This is a genomic window from Dyadobacter sp. CY343, assembly GCF_021390335.1.
GTDB lineage: Bacteria > Bacteroidota > Bacteroidia > Cytophagales > Spirosomataceae > Dyadobacter.
Genome location: NZ_JAJUXK010000004.1, coordinates 951451 through 966856, shown reverse-complemented (window position 1 = coordinate 966856; position 15406 = coordinate 951451). Strand labels below are relative to the sequence as shown.

Annotated in this window: 16 protein-coding genes and 1 tRNA gene; 7 read left to right on the top strand and 10 right to left on the bottom strand. The window is 45.9% G+C overall.

Annotated features, from left to right (window positions below):
• Positions 1-211: 211 nt before the first annotated feature.
• From LZG94_RS16100 to LZG94_RS16090, 3 genes are read right to left on the bottom strand one after another with little or no spacing between them, the layout of a single operon-like run.
• Positions 212-1201, bottom strand: a complete 990-nt coding sequence (locus LZG94_RS16100) for an MraY family glycosyltransferase (protein WP_233792861.1) — start codon at positions 1199-1201, stop codon at positions 212-214.
• Positions 1198-2532 (bottom strand): NAD(P)/FAD-dependent oxidoreductase, encoded by a 1335-nt coding sequence (locus tag LZG94_RS16095; RefSeq protein ID WP_233792860.1) that lies wholly within the window; start codon positions 2530-2532, stop codon positions 1198-1200. Before LZG94_RS16095 ends, LZG94_RS16100 begins: the two co-directional genes overlap by 4 nt.
• Entirely contained in the window at positions 2529-3524 is a 996-nt protein-coding gene (locus LZG94_RS16090) for an NAD(P)-dependent oxidoreductase (protein WP_233792859.1), read from the bottom strand. The genes LZG94_RS16095 and LZG94_RS16090 overlap by 4 nt, the downstream gene beginning before the upstream one ends.
• Positions 3525-3626: 102 nt before the next feature.
• Here LZG94_RS16090 and LZG94_RS16085 point away from each other — a divergent pair, with 102 nt between their 5' ends.
• Positions 3627-4757 carry a glycosyltransferase family 4 protein gene (locus tag LZG94_RS16085; RefSeq protein WP_233792858.1) on the top strand — a complete coding sequence of 377 codons (1131 nt, stop codon included), beginning with the start codon at positions 3627-3629 and terminating at the stop codon, positions 4755-4757.
• A 698-nt stretch (positions 4758-5455) separates the two neighbouring features.
• Here LZG94_RS16085 and LZG94_RS16080 read toward each other — a convergent pair.
• Together LZG94_RS16080 and hflX are read right to left on the bottom strand one after the other, a co-directional pair.
• Positions 5456-5527 (bottom strand) — tRNA-Arg (locus tag LZG94_RS16080).
• Between the two features lie 180 nt (positions 5528-5707).
• Complete coding sequence (hflX, locus tag LZG94_RS16075; protein WP_233792857.1) at positions 5708-6955, bottom strand: GTPase HflX; 1248 nt, start codon at positions 6953-6955, stop codon at positions 5708-5710.
• 330 nt (positions 6956-7285) lie between these two features.
• Here hflX and LZG94_RS16070 point away from each other — a divergent pair, with 330 nt between their 5' ends.
• From LZG94_RS16070 to LZG94_RS16045, 6 genes are all read left to right on the top strand, one after another.
• A complete protein-coding gene (locus LZG94_RS16070) occupies positions 7286-8671 on the top strand; it encodes an MATE family efflux transporter (RefSeq protein WP_233792856.1) in 1386 nt (461 codons plus the stop codon).
• Positions 8672-8732: 61 nt separating this feature from the next.
• Positions 8733-10124: a rhodanese-like domain-containing protein gene (locus tag LZG94_RS16065; RefSeq protein ID WP_233792855.1), complete on the top strand. Its 1392-nt coding sequence runs from the start codon at positions 8733-8735 to the stop codon at positions 10122-10124.
• A 46-nt stretch (positions 10125-10170) separates the two neighbouring features.
• Positions 10171-10380: a hypothetical protein gene (locus tag LZG94_RS16060; RefSeq protein ID WP_233792854.1), complete on the top strand. Its 210-nt coding sequence runs from the start codon at positions 10171-10173 to the stop codon at positions 10378-10380.
• Positions 10365-10760, top strand: a complete 396-nt coding sequence (locus LZG94_RS16055; protein ID WP_233792853.1) for a type II toxin-antitoxin system VapC family toxin — start codon at positions 10365-10367, stop codon at positions 10758-10760. The genes LZG94_RS16060 and LZG94_RS16055 overlap by 16 nt, the downstream gene beginning before the upstream one ends.
• Positions 10761-10781: 21 nt before the next feature.
• On the top strand, positions 10782-11360 hold the full coding sequence (locus LZG94_RS16050) for a YeeE/YedE family protein (protein WP_233792852.1): 579 nt from the start codon (positions 10782-10784) through the stop codon (positions 11358-11360).
• 86 nt (positions 11361-11446) lie between these two features.
• Complete coding sequence (locus LZG94_RS16045) at positions 11447-11881, top strand: YeeE/YedE family protein (RefSeq protein ID WP_233793127.1); 435 nt, start codon at positions 11447-11449, stop codon at positions 11879-11881.
• Here LZG94_RS16045 and LZG94_RS16040 read toward each other — a convergent pair whose 3' ends face one another.
• The 5 genes from LZG94_RS16040 to LZG94_RS16020 form a co-directional block, all read right to left on the bottom strand.
• Positions 11882-12625 carry a class I SAM-dependent methyltransferase gene (locus tag LZG94_RS16040; protein ID WP_233792851.1) on the bottom strand — a complete coding sequence of 248 codons (744 nt, stop codon included), beginning with the start codon at positions 12623-12625 and terminating at the stop codon, positions 11882-11884.
• 68 nt (positions 12626-12693) lie between these two features.
• The gene (locus LZG94_RS16035; RefSeq protein ID WP_233792850.1) at positions 12694-14094 is read right to left on the bottom strand and encodes a hypothetical protein; all 1401 of its coding nucleotides are present in this window, start codon (positions 14092-14094) and stop codon (positions 12694-12696) included.
• Positions 14095-14113: 19 nt separating this feature from the next.
• Positions 14114-14458 (bottom strand): heavy-metal-associated domain-containing protein, encoded by a 345-nt coding sequence (locus LZG94_RS16030; RefSeq protein WP_233792849.1) that lies wholly within the window; start codon positions 14456-14458, stop codon positions 14114-14116.
• A 24-nt stretch (positions 14459-14482) separates the two neighbouring features.
• A complete protein-coding gene (locus tag LZG94_RS16025) occupies positions 14483-14782 on the bottom strand; it encodes a heavy metal-binding domain-containing protein (RefSeq protein WP_233792848.1) in 300 nt (99 codons plus the stop codon).
• Positions 14779-15345: an AraC family transcriptional regulator gene (locus LZG94_RS16020; RefSeq protein ID WP_233792847.1), complete on the bottom strand. Its 567-nt coding sequence runs from the start codon at positions 15343-15345 to the stop codon at positions 14779-14781. The genes LZG94_RS16025 and LZG94_RS16020 overlap by 4 nt, the downstream gene beginning before the upstream one ends.
• Between the last annotated feature and the right edge of the window lie 61 nt (positions 15346-15406).

The following is a 15406-nucleotide window of genomic DNA, read 5'->3' as shown; positions in this document are numbered from 1 at the left end:
AATACAATTGTTGTGCTAATGCTTTTGGTTTAACGTAATGATATTAATACGCTGATTGTTAATGCCATACCAAATCGCAAATTTTTACAATAATCTAAAACTGGGGAATTTAATTGCCAGTTCAATGATTCAAAAATCCCCTTTTTTGAAGATTAGCTTGCTCTTGCTTATTGCTCGGTATACCGGATTAATGCAAAAAGTATTTTGATTGCTAAGTACGCCTTTGCACTTCATGACGGAGTAAGTATTGCCAGCTGAAAGACAGAGCTGCAAAAAGTGTTAGATATAATGCGAGTTGGTAAATGATACCAACATTAGAAGTGTAAAAAGCGACTATCAAAATAAATACCTGCGCTGTCCATGCGATCACATCAGTCTGCCACCTCGTAAAGCCTGCGCTTTGCAGGCGAAGGGAAAAATGGTCAGGACTTCCTTTCCACCAGGCGAGTCCCTTTTGAATGCGAACTACAGTCAAAAATGCAAGTTCAAAAAGCATAACTCCCGGAACAAGCAGGAAACTCCCAAATTCTGCAAGTGTGGGACTATGTTCGAAGCGAAGCAGTGTTATAGCTGCCAGCACGAATCCAAGCATGTGAGAACCAGCATCACCCAAAAATATGCTGGCTCTTGGCGAGTTGAAGATCAAAAAACCCAATATACTTCCGGAAATAAGTAATGCGAAGCCAGCCTGTTCCTGGTTAGTAATAGCCAGGAACATAAATGTGATCAAACATAAACCGCCTACCAGGCCATCGCATACATCGGTCAGGTTAGCCGCATTTACCAGTACCAAGATCCAGAATGCAGAAAGCAGAAAATCGATGGCAGCTATATTCGTAAATGCTGCTTTTACACCGAAAGCCACACTAGCAAATGCAAGTATTAGTTGAATGGCGAATTTCTTTCGAGCGCTATACACGTTCAGATCATCAAATATGCCCAGTATCAAAAATCCGGCGGCGCCTAATGCAGCTCCGGCTTCCGGAAAGGAGAGCAATTCAAAGTAGTATATTATGGCAAGCGAAGTTACTCCGCCCAGGAAGATGCCAAGTCCGCCGAGGTAGGCAACCGGCTTTACATGTTGCGGAACAATGGGATTAGGCTTGTTGACAATGTTATTTTTTAATGCAAAAGTGCGGACAAGCCACGTAAATAATGTGCCCGCAACAAGTGAGACGCCGAATATCAGTGGCCAGTTCATCCGCGTAGTTTTTTGCCGATTTCGAATCCATCCTCAATATTTCTTGACATGGAAGAATATTCCCAGCTGCCGTATCTGCCGCCAGACGTAATATCAAATTGCGCAAGATATTCGTGGCAATGATCTATGATCTGGCGTGTTTCAGGAGTAAATACGACATATGCAGGATCTGCAAGCCATTTGTGAATCCCAATAATCTCGTGGTCGTCTGAAACGAAACCAGCCTTTTTGATAGCTTTAATCGCTTTTTCCTGAATCGGCTCTTCCAGTGCAGATGGATCATCGGCGCTCAACGGGATTTCTACCAACAGTCCCCAACCTTCTTCAGGCGCATTGTTGGTGTCAAATTCAGTCATGAATACCAATCTGGTAAACGGCGCTTCGGAGTCAGTGAAATAGCGCCAGCAGCCAGGATTTACAGGTCTGGCACCTTTAATTGAAAGGGCAATGGAAAGCACTTTGACCCATTTCAGCTTTTTCACGTCTCTCAGTAAATGATCGGGTACTCCTTCGCATAAATGCATTAAAGCCGGCAATGGAATAGTAGACAGACAATGGCGATCATACCCGTATTCATTCACCTGCCCATTCCGGGCGTATGAAACAGTTCTCTTTCGTGGGTTAACGTGGACGATCTCCGAACTCAAATTCAGCTTTTTTACTTTCCTGCTAAAACCTTGTGAAAGGATTTCCATACCTCGTAACGGTGCGTTGATCTCAGGCCGCGGGTAAAATGCATTCGTATTATAAGTTTCCCGCAGGACATTTGGCTCAACTAAGCCGCGGAGGATTTCATCGAAGGAAGGTCGGTGCAAGTTCCATAGCTGACCATTTGTGGAAATCTCATCCAGCGGAAGTTTCCAAAGCTTTTCATTGTATGGATAGTAAAAAAGATCGCACATGGTTTTTCCAAACGCATTCGTCAGGTATTCGCCATAAGACATTCCTGAAAAATCCTTTTGCTGGTAAAATGCGTGTGAAAAGTCTTTAACGCAATTAATTTTCGCTTCTGTCGACAAACTGCCTAGATTGAGCTGAAAAGGATAACGAACTACACCAGCAGCTGTCTCGATCCATGCCACAGGGGGACATTCCGCGAGTAGCGGACCAACGATTTCATTTACCTTTTTTAGAATGTCCGGTTTGTTGCAGTGGAAAATGTGCAGCACATGGTCAAACCAATATCCGTCGTTGAAACAGTGAGATTTTACCAATCCTCCCGGCCTTTCTGATCTTTCAAAAACCGTCGCACTTTCACCCAGTTCACTCGCAGCGGCCAGACCAGTAATGCCTGCCCCAAGAAGTACAACTTCGTTGTGATTATCAATCATGAAGCAATGCTTTTAACGTCAAGGAAGGTTTTAATAACATCATCAATGATCGGCCAGTTGATATCACCGATGAGGGTTTTTGAATAAGAAATATCAGGGAGCCTGTTTTGTACATCTTTTTGCCCGGGAAATACGGTTTTGAAAGGCACGTATTCAATTACAGACGATGAGCCGACGGCATTGATTATTTTCAGTGCCAGCAAATTTATGCTAACCGTCTGGTCGGAACCGAGATTGACAATGTTATGGCCTGGCCGCCATGCCATCTTTGTCGACAACAATTGTATTAAGGATTGTACAAATGTAGTCACATCACTAAAACAACGCGATTGATTCCCATCTCCAAATACGCGCAGTGGCATACCTGCCATTGCCGCTCCAATAAACGTAGGAACAACCATTCCATAAGTACCCACCTGCCCTACTCCGATGACATTGAAAGGTCGAAGGATAAGCACCTGCCTGCCAGAAGCTGAGGCCGCAATACCCAGTTCTTCCATATGGCGCTTGCCGCAAGCATAACCCAGTATGCCTCCATCGTAATCTAGTAGGCTATTTTCTGCAATTTCTGCATCTTCCCGCATCCTTGTGCCCGTGTCCGAAAGTCCATATACGGACGACGAAGAACACAGAACGACAGGAGTGTCGCCAGTGTATCTCAGGACGTTTTCGGTACCCTTGATCGCAGTCTTGTAAGTAAGTATTGGATCTTGTTTGGCAAGTTTCATTCCGACAATGCTGGCCAGATGAACTACGAGGTCAAATTTTCCCAGATTTCGCATCTCAGCTTCGTCCAGAATGCTTGCTTGATTAAAAGACAAATCCGGATGGACGGGAAGATTTTCTAATAGACCGGTTGAAAGGTTATCCAGAACCTGAACTTTGAATCCGATTTTTAAAAAAGCCGGCACCAGGTGGCTCCCGATAAAGCCAGCACCGCCGGTAACAAGTACACTGGGCCGTTTACCCGAGCGTAATACTGATAGATTCATAAGGGAATGCGATCATGTGAATAGTGCATTTTGGGCATTAAAATAACTAATATTCGAAAGCAAATAGTAACTTAAATGTACTTGTAGAATTTTTACATTAGAATGGCTTTGAAAACGATTTTGGTCGCCTGCGGCCCGCCTCGCTCGGTTGTAGCATTTAGGGGAGATTTATTAAGGGAAATGGTTAAAGATCATCGCGTCGTGCTAGTTTCTCCTGTTATAAGCGATGGGGAAATCCGCGATGATCTGCAGTCAATCGGTGTTACGGTTTTTGAAAGCAATTTGAAGCCGAATAACATATCAATCCTTGAAGATCTGGCTTATTGTATGTTTCTGTTTAAAGTAATCGGCAGGGAAAAGCCTTCATTGTTTTTTGGGTATACCATCAAGCCGGTCATTTTCGGGAGTATGATCGCTTTCCTTTCGGGAATTAAGGAAATCTGTTCAATGCTGACAGGACTTGGATACAATTTTGTCGAAGGTGAAAATGTTGAAAAAGGACATAAAAAGGTTGTGCACTTTTTACTTAAAAATGCTTTGAAATGCAATAGAAATGTGATTTTTCATAATCCGGATGATCGGGACCTGCTTGTAAAAATGGGGTTGGTACCAGCTGAAAAAACGAAGGTTGTAAACGGGTCGGGCGTAAATTTATCCAGGTATCCATTTAAGCAAGTAAACCTGTCCAGCATTACATTTTTGATGGTAGGGAGGCTGATCAAATCGAAGGGAGTTAAAGAGTACTATGATGCAGTGAAAATAATCCGCAGACACTACCCCGAAGTTAAGTTTTATCTGGCTGGTGAGTTTGAAGAGCAGAACATCGATCGCATTGATGCTGACCTGCTCGATAATCTTCTAAAAGGAGAGGTAGTAACTTACCTGGGTTTTAGAAAGGATATTCCGTCGCTAATTGAAAAAAGTTCGGTCGTGGTGCTTCCCTCGTACCGTGAAGGCACGCCAAGAGCACTGCTTGAAGCGTTATCAATCGGACGTGCAGTGGTTACCACCGACACGGCCGGATGCAGAGAAGTTGTCAACCCTGATCCCCGTTATTCAAATGGATTTCTAGTACCCCCAGGCGATTCGACAATATTGGCTCAATGCATGAAGGAACTGATTTTAAATCCAGATCAAATTGTAGAACTCGGTTTAAACGGGCGGAGATATGCCGAGGAAAAGTTTGACGTCAGCAAGGTGAATAGGGAAATGCTGAAAAACCTGGGGTTATAAAATCTTGAAGCCATCCGTTTAATGAACTAGCTCAACTTTTATAACGCAAAAAAGCCAGGCTTAAAACCTGGCTTTCGTGACCGCGACGGGAATCGAGTCGACCGCGACCCCGGCCCATATCTAGATTTTAGTTGGAGTCGCATTCGACAAACTCCTATCGGGCGCCGCGCGTCGGGCGCCGCGCGCTATATCCGTTGAGCTACGCAGTTGAGCAAACAGAATTAGCTTCAACTTTTATAACGCAAAAAAGCCAGGCTTAATGCCTGGCTTTCGTGACCGCGACGGGAATCGAGTCGAACGCGCCCCCGGCCCATATCTAGAGTTTAGTTGGAGTCGCATTCGACAAACTCCTATCGGGCGCCGCGCGCTATATCCGTTGAACTACGCAATTGTTACAACAAAAAGCCAGGCTTAAAACCTGGCTCAGTGACCGCGACGGGAATCGAACGGCACCGGCCGCCCGGCCATATCTAGAGTTTAGGTTGAAGTCGCATTCGACAACTCCTATTCTAATCTTCAAACATCATTCAACGCAAAAAAGCCAGGTTAAAACCTGGCTTCCGTGACCGCGACGGGAATCGAACGGCACCGGCCGCCCGGCCATATCTAGAGTTTAGTTGGAGTCCCATTCGACAACTCCTATTCTAATCTTCAAACATCATTCAACGCAAAAAAGCCAGGCTTAAACCTGGCTTCCGTGACCGCGACGGGAATCGAACCCATATCTAGAGTTTAGGAAACTCCTATTCTATCCGTTGAACTACGCAGTCTCTTACTTTTCCAATTGTGACCGCGAAGGGAATCGAGTTGTTCGCAACCCCGGCCCATATCTAGAGTTTAGGCTGGGGTCGCATCCGACAACTCCTATCGGGCGCCGCGCGCTCTATCCGTTGAACTACGCAGTCAATTTGGGCTGCAAAACTCGGAAAAAATCGTTTGAATTACAAAGATTATTCCTCTGTTTGAATCGCAGTGTAGCCCAGATCCAGCCAGTTCGGATAAATGGAGAAATGTCTTTCCTTAACAAGAGCGAACAATGTATTCCTCAATTCCTCAATATTCTCCTTCTTTTCAGCAGAAATAAATACAACGTGTTCAGCTTTATCGGCAATGTAGCTTTTCTTGAGTTGTTCAAGTGGCGTTTCTTGGAGCATGATGCCGTCCTGCGTCTCCTCCTCTTCCTCTCCATCTGCATGAGAAAAAGGTTTATAAAGGTCTATCTTGTTGAAAACCAATATGACAGGCTTATTCGCAGCGCCTATTTCTTCCAGCGTTTTGTTCACAACATCCAGATGTTCCTCAAAAGAAGGGTGTGAAATATCAACCACGTGCATCAGAATATCGGCTTCCCTCACCTCATCCAGCGTCGATTTAAAAGACTCGATCAGCGTAGTAGGGAGCTTCCTGATAAACCCAACAGTATCCGTTAAAAGGAATGGAATGTTTTCCATATTTACCTTCCGGACAGTCGAATCAACGGTCGCAAAAAGTTTGTTTTCTGCAAATACGTCTGCTTTCGACAAGCCGCGCATTAAAGTCGATTTGCCAACATTGGTATAGCCCACGATCGCTACACGCACCAATCTGTCGCGCTCTTTTCTGCGTGTTACGCTCTGCCGATCCACTTTTTCCAGCTTCTCTTTCAGGAATGCGATCCGGTCTTTTACGATCCTTCTATCCGTTTCCAATTCCGTTTCACCAGGTCCGCGCATACCTACACCAGCACCTGACTGGCGGCTTAAGTGCGTCCACAAACGGGTAAGCCTGGGGTACATATATTGATATTGCGCGAGCTCTACCTGCAACTTGGATTGTGCAGTCTGAGCACGCATTGCGAAGATCGACAGGATCAGTAGGCTTCTGTCAATCACCTTGATATCAGTGAATTCGGCTTCCAGATTTCGAACCTGCGACGGCGTAAGATCATCATCATAAATGACCATATCCACCGGAGTCGCTTTGATAAACGTATGTATTTCTTCCAGTTTCCCTTTCCCTGTGTAGGTGCGGATATCCGGACGTTCCAGGTTTTGGGTAAATTGTGCAATCGTTTCTATTCCCAGGGTCGTTGCCAGAAATGCAAGCTCTTCCAGGTATTCCTTTGTTTTGTCAGCCGATTGTTTTTGGGTACTAACCGCCACTAAAACAGCCTTTTCGGGCTGAACTGCAGTGGAGTATAATTTATTTTTATCGATCATGTAATGCTTTTTTGTTTCTTAATAATTGTGTCTGCAATGTAGCAACTTGCAGCGTCTGTATGCGGAGAAGGTAGATTTTCAACGGCAAGTCGGCTTCAAAAGTTCATAAAACTTTATGCCTGAGTAACATTAATTGACTGAACGGCTTTCATTTTGTTTGATTTTGCGAAAAACACTTTTGTATATTTGCGCAAATCCCAAAAGCCGATGCTGCTCTTCAACCTCGGACTACAAGCTTAGTCCACCGACCTTCCGGTCATTTTTCCAGTTTTATTTTTGTGATCTGCACGGGTCGCATTCTTCATTTTATACATTTCAATTTTTCCAAAAATGAAAAAGTGGTTTCAACTACTTCGTCAGGCTATTCGTGGCTCCGAAGAAAGTTTTACCGAGGGGAGCATCAACCGCGCCATTTTTCTATTATCTGTGCCCATGATCCTGGAAATGGTCATGGAGTCGCTTTTTGCCGTTGTTGATATTTTTTTCGTTTCAAAGGTCAGTACTGAGGCTGTCGCGACCGTCGGCCTCACCGAATCTGTGATTACACTTGTATATTCGGTTGCGATAGGGTTAAGTACTGCTGCTACGGCCACTATTTCGCGCCGTATCGGAGAGGGAAATCCCGCGCAGGCTAAACGTGCTATTGGTCAGGTTATCCTTATTTCGCTATCTATCTCGCTGGTTATTGCAGCTGTAGGAACCTGGTTCGCAGGCGATATTCTGCGTGCGATGGGCGCTGACGAAAAGGTAATTGCGACGGGTACCAATTTTGCGCGTATACAGTTTCTGAGTAGCCCGGTAGTGGTGTTGCTCTATTCGTTGAGTGGTGCATTGAGAGGGGCCGGGTCCGCTGCTACGGCAATGCGATCGCTGATCGTCGCGAATGTTTTCAATATGATCCTGGGACCGATATTGATATTCGGCGTCGGGCCTTTTCCTGAGCTGGGCGTTACAGGCGCAGCAATCGCAACTGCAACCGGCCGCTCGATAGGTGTCGCCTACCAGCTTTTTTCTTTGACCAAAGTGAACAAAATGTTGTCACTAACCTGGGCGGATCTTGCTCCGAATAAAGAAATGATTGCCACGATCATCAAAGTAGCGACAGGCGGCACCGTGCAGTTTCTGATCGGCTCGGCCAGCTGGATCTTCCTGACGCGTATTCTGTCCGAATTTGGAAGCGACGTGGTGGCTGGGTATACCATTTCTATCCGCGTAATTATGTTCACATTGCTGCCGGCCTGGGGACTGGCAAATGCAGCTGCTACATTAGTTGGCCAAAATCTGGGAGCGCAAAAGCCTGAGCGGGCAGAGGCTTCGGTCTGGAAATGCGCTTTTTACAATCTGGTGTTCTTGCTCGGACTTTCGGTATTTATGTTTGCCGGCGCAGAAATGATCGTGAGTTTATTTAGTACTAATGCAAAAGTGGTCGAAACCGGGAAAACGGCATTGCGTGTACTTTGTCTGGGTTATGGATTTTATGCCTACGGAATGGTCGTGATCCAATCGCTGAATGGAGCGGGAGATACTAAAACGCCGACTATACTCAACCTGATCTGCTTCTGGGCGATCGAAATACCGGTTGCGTATGTGCTGGCCGTTATGCTAGATATGGGGCCAATAGGCGTTTTTGCGTCGGTCCCGATCGCAGAATCGGTACTTGCTTTGCTCGGCATCTGGCGTTTCAGAATGGGCGGGTGGAAGGTTGTGAAGGTATAAAGCGAACCAAACGCGCAGTTCCTTTGGTTAAACAAACAGTAAAAAACGAATTACTTTCCGCATGAAAATAGAACAGATATATACCGGTTGCCTTGCTCAGGGTGCTTATTTTATTGTTTCAAATGGCGAAGCCGCGGTCATAGACCCGCTCCGCGAAGTAGAACCTTATATTCGCAAGGCCGCGCTAACAGGCGCGACGATCAAGTATGTATTTGAGACGCATTTTCATGCGGATTTCGTTTCCGGTCATTTGGATCTTTCTGAAAAAACGGGCGCTCCCATTATCTACGGACCGGGCGCAAAAACGGGCTTTAAAGCGCATATTGCTAGTGATGGAGAAGAATTTCAGCTGGGGGAAATCACGATCCAGGTATTGCATACGCCGGGCCACACGCTGGAATCGGCTTGTTATCTGCTTTTGGATAAAAACCGTAAACCTGTCGCATTGTTCAGCGGGGACACCCTTTTTATCGGCGATGTGGGCCGACCAGATCTGGCTCAAAAAGGAGAACTGACGATGGATGATCTTGCCAGAATGCTTTTCGATAGTCTGCGGAACAAGGTAATGCAGCTGCCCGACGATGTAATTATTTACCCGGCGCACGGCGCGGGATCGGCTTGTGGAAAACACATGAGTAAGGAAACGTCCGACACGCTGGGTAATCAAAAACGCTTCAATTACGCATTGCGGGCGGATATGACGAAGGAAGAATTTGTCAAAGAAGTAACAGCCGGCCTGACCGAGCCGCCGCAATATTTTCCCAAGAATGTGAAAATGAACCGTGACGGTTACGAAAGTATCGACGATGTGCTCGAACGCGGCGATCAGGCTTTGTCGGCCGAAGCATTTGAAGCAAAAGCCAACAATACCGGCGCGTTGATCATCGATACCAGAAAAGCGACCGATTTTGCGAAAGGTTTTATTCCAAATTCGATCAATATAGGTATCGACGGAAGTTTTGCACCCTGGGTAGGTGCGCTGGTGCCGGATTTGAAGCAGACTTTGCTGATCATCACCGAGCCAGGCAAGGAAGAAGAAGTGATTACCAGGCTGGCCAGGGTTGGTTACGATCACACTATTGGCTATTTGAATGGCGGTTTCCAAACCTGGGAAGCTTCCGGGAAGGAAGTGGATTCCATCAAATCAATTTCCGCAAACGAGTTTGAAGCTGATTTTGAAAAAGGCGGGCTGGAAATAATTGATGTGCGAAAACCTGACGAATTTGCCTCGGGGCACATTGAAGGAGCTAAAAACCTGCCGCTCGATTATATTAACGACCTGATGGAAGAATTTCCAAAAGACAAAAACCTCTATATTCACTGTGCCGGCGGCTACCGCTCCATGGTCGCCGCATCGATCCTGAAATCAAGAGGAATCGAAGGGGTTATCAACATAGAAGGCGGTTTCGGAGCAGTATCGAAGACAAAAGTGCCGGTTTTGGAAGGGGATTAAGAATGTAGGTGAATGTTTGTAAATTAGGAAAATAAAGACAGGAACTATGGAAAAGCTGCTTGTTGAGCTCACACATGAAAAAGCATTGCAACTGCTCTTGGATCTGGAAGCAATGAGCGTAATTCGAATACACCAGCATGAGGAAAAGGTAGCTTCCAGCTTATCGTCGAAATACAGGGGCACATTGAGTAGGGAAGAGGGGCAAGATCTGAGCAGGCATATCTCTCAAATCCGAAATGAATGGAGCAGTATCTGATTGATTCAAATGCAGTTTCGCATTATCTGTCAGGACTTCTTCCTGATGACGGAATGGTATTCTTAGATGGTGTAATTAACCAGATTCCAATTATTTCTGTGATCACTCAGATCGAATTGCTTTCCTGGAAAACTGCCTCTAGTAGGCTGGTTGGGGATTTTGTCAACGATTCTCAGGTTTTGACAATTACACCTGAGGTCGTTAAAATTTGTGTCAAAATTCGCAGAGAAAGGAGAGTCAAAACGCCCGACGCCATTATTGCCGCTACTGCAATTGCTAATAATCTGACTCTGATCACCGATAATGAAAAGGACTTTGTTAATATCCCGAATTTGAAGGTGATCAATCCAAAAAATATCAATTCCAACCCCGGCCTCTAAAAAGAATCATACGCAAACAATATGAACGAACTACTGGAAGCATTTCGCCAGCCTTGGCCGTGGTATGTGGCGGGGCCTTTGATTGGGTTGACGGTGCCAATTTTGCTGCTTTTTGGAAATAAATCTTTCGGGATATCTTCTTCGCTGCGACATATTTGCGCGGCCGTTATTCCGGCAAATATTTCCTTTTTCAAATACAACTGGCGTAAGGAATCGTGGAACCTGTTCTTTGTCGCAGGAATTGCATTGGGAGGGTTTTTGACCACTTATCTGCTCGGAAATCCGGATCAGATAGTCGTTTCGGAACATACACAAACTACGCTAGCTTCCTTTGGGATCACAGATTTCTCAGGATTAATGCCTGCGGAAATATTTGGTACAGCTCAAATCTTTTCACTTAAAGGATTGATATTTCTTGTAGCTGGCGGTTTCCTGGTGGGTTTTGGGACAAGATATGCAGGAGGCTGCACGTCAGGCCACGCGATTATGGGGCTGTCGAACTTACAGTGGCCTTCGCTCGTAGCGACGGTCAGTTTCATGGCGGGCGGCTTTCTTTGTACCCACCTTATATTGCCTTTTCTGTTACAACTAGTCAGATAACCGACATGGAAAATCAAAACAAAGCATTAAAGGAAAACCGCGCCGGGCAGGATATCTCTTTCGTAGAGGAAGCAGAAGGCACCAACATGCAGCAGTCGCCCGAATCTTTTGGCAGCAATCTAAAATACCTGATCGTGGGAGCGTTATTCGGGATCGTATTCGTGAAGGCTGAAATTATCTCCTGGTTTCGCATTCAGGAAATGTTCCGGCTCGATTCGTTCCACATGTACGGCGTCATCGGCTCGGCGGTAGTCGTAGGTTTGATATCCGTTTTGCTGATCAAGAGATTCAATATCAAAACCATGTCAGGCGAAACGGTTTATATCAAAGACAAGATTTTTCAGAAAGGGCAGGTTTACGGAGGCTTACTATTCGGGATCGGCTGGGCAATTACCGGAGCTTGTCCCGGGCCGCTATTTGCACAGATAGGCAGCGGTTATCTCGCTGTTATCGTCACATTACTCAGCGCAATCGCCGGTACCTGGACTTACGGTTTCCTCCGCCCCAGGCTGCCGCATTGATTATTTACGCACAGCCACCAGATACAGCTGCTCGTCGCCCAAAACAAATGGATCGGCTTCCAGATTTCCAAAAGTACCTACCACTTTCAAACCAACTGATTCCAGCATTGCCGATATTTCAGCAAGTGTATAAATGTACTGGTAAACGGTATGCGTCACCTTTTCGCTGCCTGAAATAAAAGTCTGCTGGGCTTCAATGCAACCTTCTTCGGGCCGGTATTCATTTTCTGCAAGATAGTAAATGTCATCGCCTACCGGCATCCAGTTTCGAGCCTGGAAATTAGGCAAAATGCTCTCAGCAAGGTTCTCGGTATGCAAAGCAACGTGGCCGCCGGGTTTGACACTACCGGCAATTTTGGTAAAAAACCGGAGCATATCTGCGCGCGGGAAGAAGCTCAGGCTATTGCCCAAACAATAAGCCGCATCAAAATTGACCTGCCCAAAATCAGTTTCCAGCACATCGCCGCACAATACCTCAACAGGCAATTTTCGCTTGGTTTTCGCTTTTGAAAGCTCGTCGCAATACTCTGCTGAAATATCAACGCAAGTCATTTTGCATCCCGCCTCCGCCAGTGGCAGCGCGTGCCGACCGTAGCCCGACAGGATATCAAGTACCTGGTTACCTTTTTTCAGTTCAAGTACATCCCGCAGGAAGTCAACTTCGAAATCTGTGTATTCTTCGTCCTGGTGAAGTTTCCAGGCGACTTGGGGCAAACCTTTAAAATAACTGTGATACCAGGCCACTGCGATGTTTTTGAATTTTGGCAAAACTAATAAAATGCAGCCCGGAAATGCAGTTACGTATGATAATCCTACATTTTCATCAAACCCGGCGTAAGTCGCAGATAAACCTGTCCGGACATGGGATTTTTACCGTAAGCATTCCTGAAAAGCGCATTGTTGTCATTTACATTGTGGTAACTGATCTGTCCGCCAGCCTGAACCAGCGTATTAGAAAAAGAGAAAAGCTGCCTGTTAATGCCCAGCGTAAATGCCGAAATAGACGCATTCGACGAGTATTCCGGAATATCGCTTCCCACTTCCAGAAGGTCATTAAAGCTCTTTTCCACGTTTTCAAACCGGCCGTAAATTGCCCATTTATTGAGTTGCAGGTTCGTTTCAGCGAGATACGAATTGCCGCTGTGGCTACCCGAATTCTGTCCCCAAAGCAGCGTCGAAGATATCCATTTGTTCTCGCCTCCAAGACTGGCGCTATGTTGCAGCGAGGCGGTTGTGCGCGTCACATCATCGTGCGCATGCAGCGGCTCAGGACTTTTGATAAATGCCCGGCTCACCTGAAAAGCGAAGTTTTTCGTAGGATTAAAAAGCAGCCGGTAACTGTAAGAATCAAAACGCGGTTTGTCGAAATCGAAACGGTTTTCATCGGGCTCGCGGCCTGTGAATGACGACCCTTCCAGCTTGAACCACAAGTAACGCACGCCCGCCGTCACCACACCAAACGTAATATGCGTCGCGTCCTGCCAATGGTGGCCCAAAACCGCGTCAGGGTTGTTGAATGCAGACATTCTGTGCATAAATGCAGTCGGGCCGAGTGCCGGCTCTCCTGGGTAACCTGCGTAAATGGTTAAGTCCATTTTTTCATTGATCCGCTGCGTGTAACCCACCGAAAGTTCGGAAATCAGGTCGTGCGGGTGTTGCCGGTCTACGAGCGGCACGTTTTTCCAGCTTTCGCCCGATTGAAAAAGGAGCGGGTAACCTGCGCCGCCGTCGAAAAGCCTGTCCACCGAAACCATCGCCCGCAGGTTCAGCAGGCCGTTTTTCCCGATCTGCCGCTGTGCCATTCCCATTACCCAGTTTGGCGCACTGAATTTTGCGTCGTTTCCCTTTTTATTTTTATTGTTAAAATTCTGAGAGGTATATCTGAGAAAAATGCTTCCGTGCAGCATGTAATTCCACTTATCGCCGTGTTTCATATACGCATACATCGGCGTCGCGTCGGGCTGCCAGCCGGTACCCGATCCATTTCGCGTCATCGGCAGACTGAGTGAAGAACTGTGGGTCATTTGATGCTGCATGCCGCTATGGTCCATTTTGCTATGGTCCATTGTTTCATGATCTGCCTTCTTTTCGTGCATTTCATGATTTACAGTGTCTTTCGCAGGCTGCTGATGGTGTTCGTGCTGCGCAAAAACGGGCGCAGAGATCATTCCCAGGCCAAGAATGGCCAGGTTGCTTAGTTTGTTGAATTTCATAATGAAGTGTTTTTAAGGTTTAATGCGGCGCGGCAGTTTTCCGGCAGCAGCTTGGCAGCTTATCGTGCGCTTTCTGATTCGCCAGTTGCGTATCTGCGTCGTAACCGGTATTGATTATCGTCGCTTTAATAGCCTCCGGCGTGGTTTTACCCGGATTGTATTTGACCGTAATTACTTTATTATCAAGGTTTAAGTTAGATTCTTTTACACCTTTTGAAAGTCCGAGATTACGTTCAAGGCGGGCTTTACACATTTCGCAGATCGCCGAAGTTTTGATCTTTACCTCCTTGTCTTTATCAGAGGTAAATGCTGTATTTAAGCCTAGAAAAAGGATTGTTATAAGTGAAAAAATCGTCGTTTTCATAAATTCTAGTCGTTTTATTGATACTTAATGCTGGTGTTTAATTGAATCCACGCCATAAAACGCCATTCCCTGCATTTCCATTTTACAAACCGGACACTTACCAGCTTCCGGGTAGGTTTTATCCCCCTCACATTTCATCGGACAGCTATAAATCGCAAAGTCAGCTGGTTTGATTTCCGTAGTTTGTTCCTTTGCTTCCTCTTTTTTTTCAGAGTTTGCGGAACAGCCGAGGATTAGAAAAAGGCTTGCGGCTAAAAGTGCTTTTGTCATCATATTGAAGGTTTTATCAATTAAATACTTACACCAACTTATCTCAAATGTCACGCGATTTGATCTAGCGTTTTGCGCGTCATCGCACCTTTCTTGAATTCTCCCGGCGTCATTCCGGTCACTTTTTTGAATTGATTACTCAAATGCGCGGTACTGCTGTAAGAAAGCCGCCACGCCATTTCGCTTAATGTCAGTTCGTTGTAAGACAGCCATTCTTTCAGTTTTTCAACCTTTTGAGCGATAATATAATGTTCAATGGTCTGCCCGGTTTCAGAAGAAAACAATGTGCTGAGATAGGAATATTCATAACCGATCTTCTCGGACAGAAAATCCGAAAAATTCATCTGCGCCGGTTTCTGACCTTTCAGATTTTGAATCTCTTCAATGATCAAAGTCTTGATATGCTCCACCAGTGCCAGTTTGCGATCATCCAGAAGTTCAAAACCGTTGGCTTCCAATACTGACTTTACCTCCTTCAATTTCTCCGAATCAATATCCCCGCCAGTCTCAACTTCCCCAAGCCCAACCGAAGTCAGTTCAAGCCCAAGCCCCATCAGCTCCTCCCGAACAACCCGCTTACACCGGTCACAAACCATATTTTTAATAAATAGCTTCATAAAGTTGATCTATGTTAAACCTCTTCCTCCCTACGCGGGCCGCCCTTTCCTCCCTCCTCCC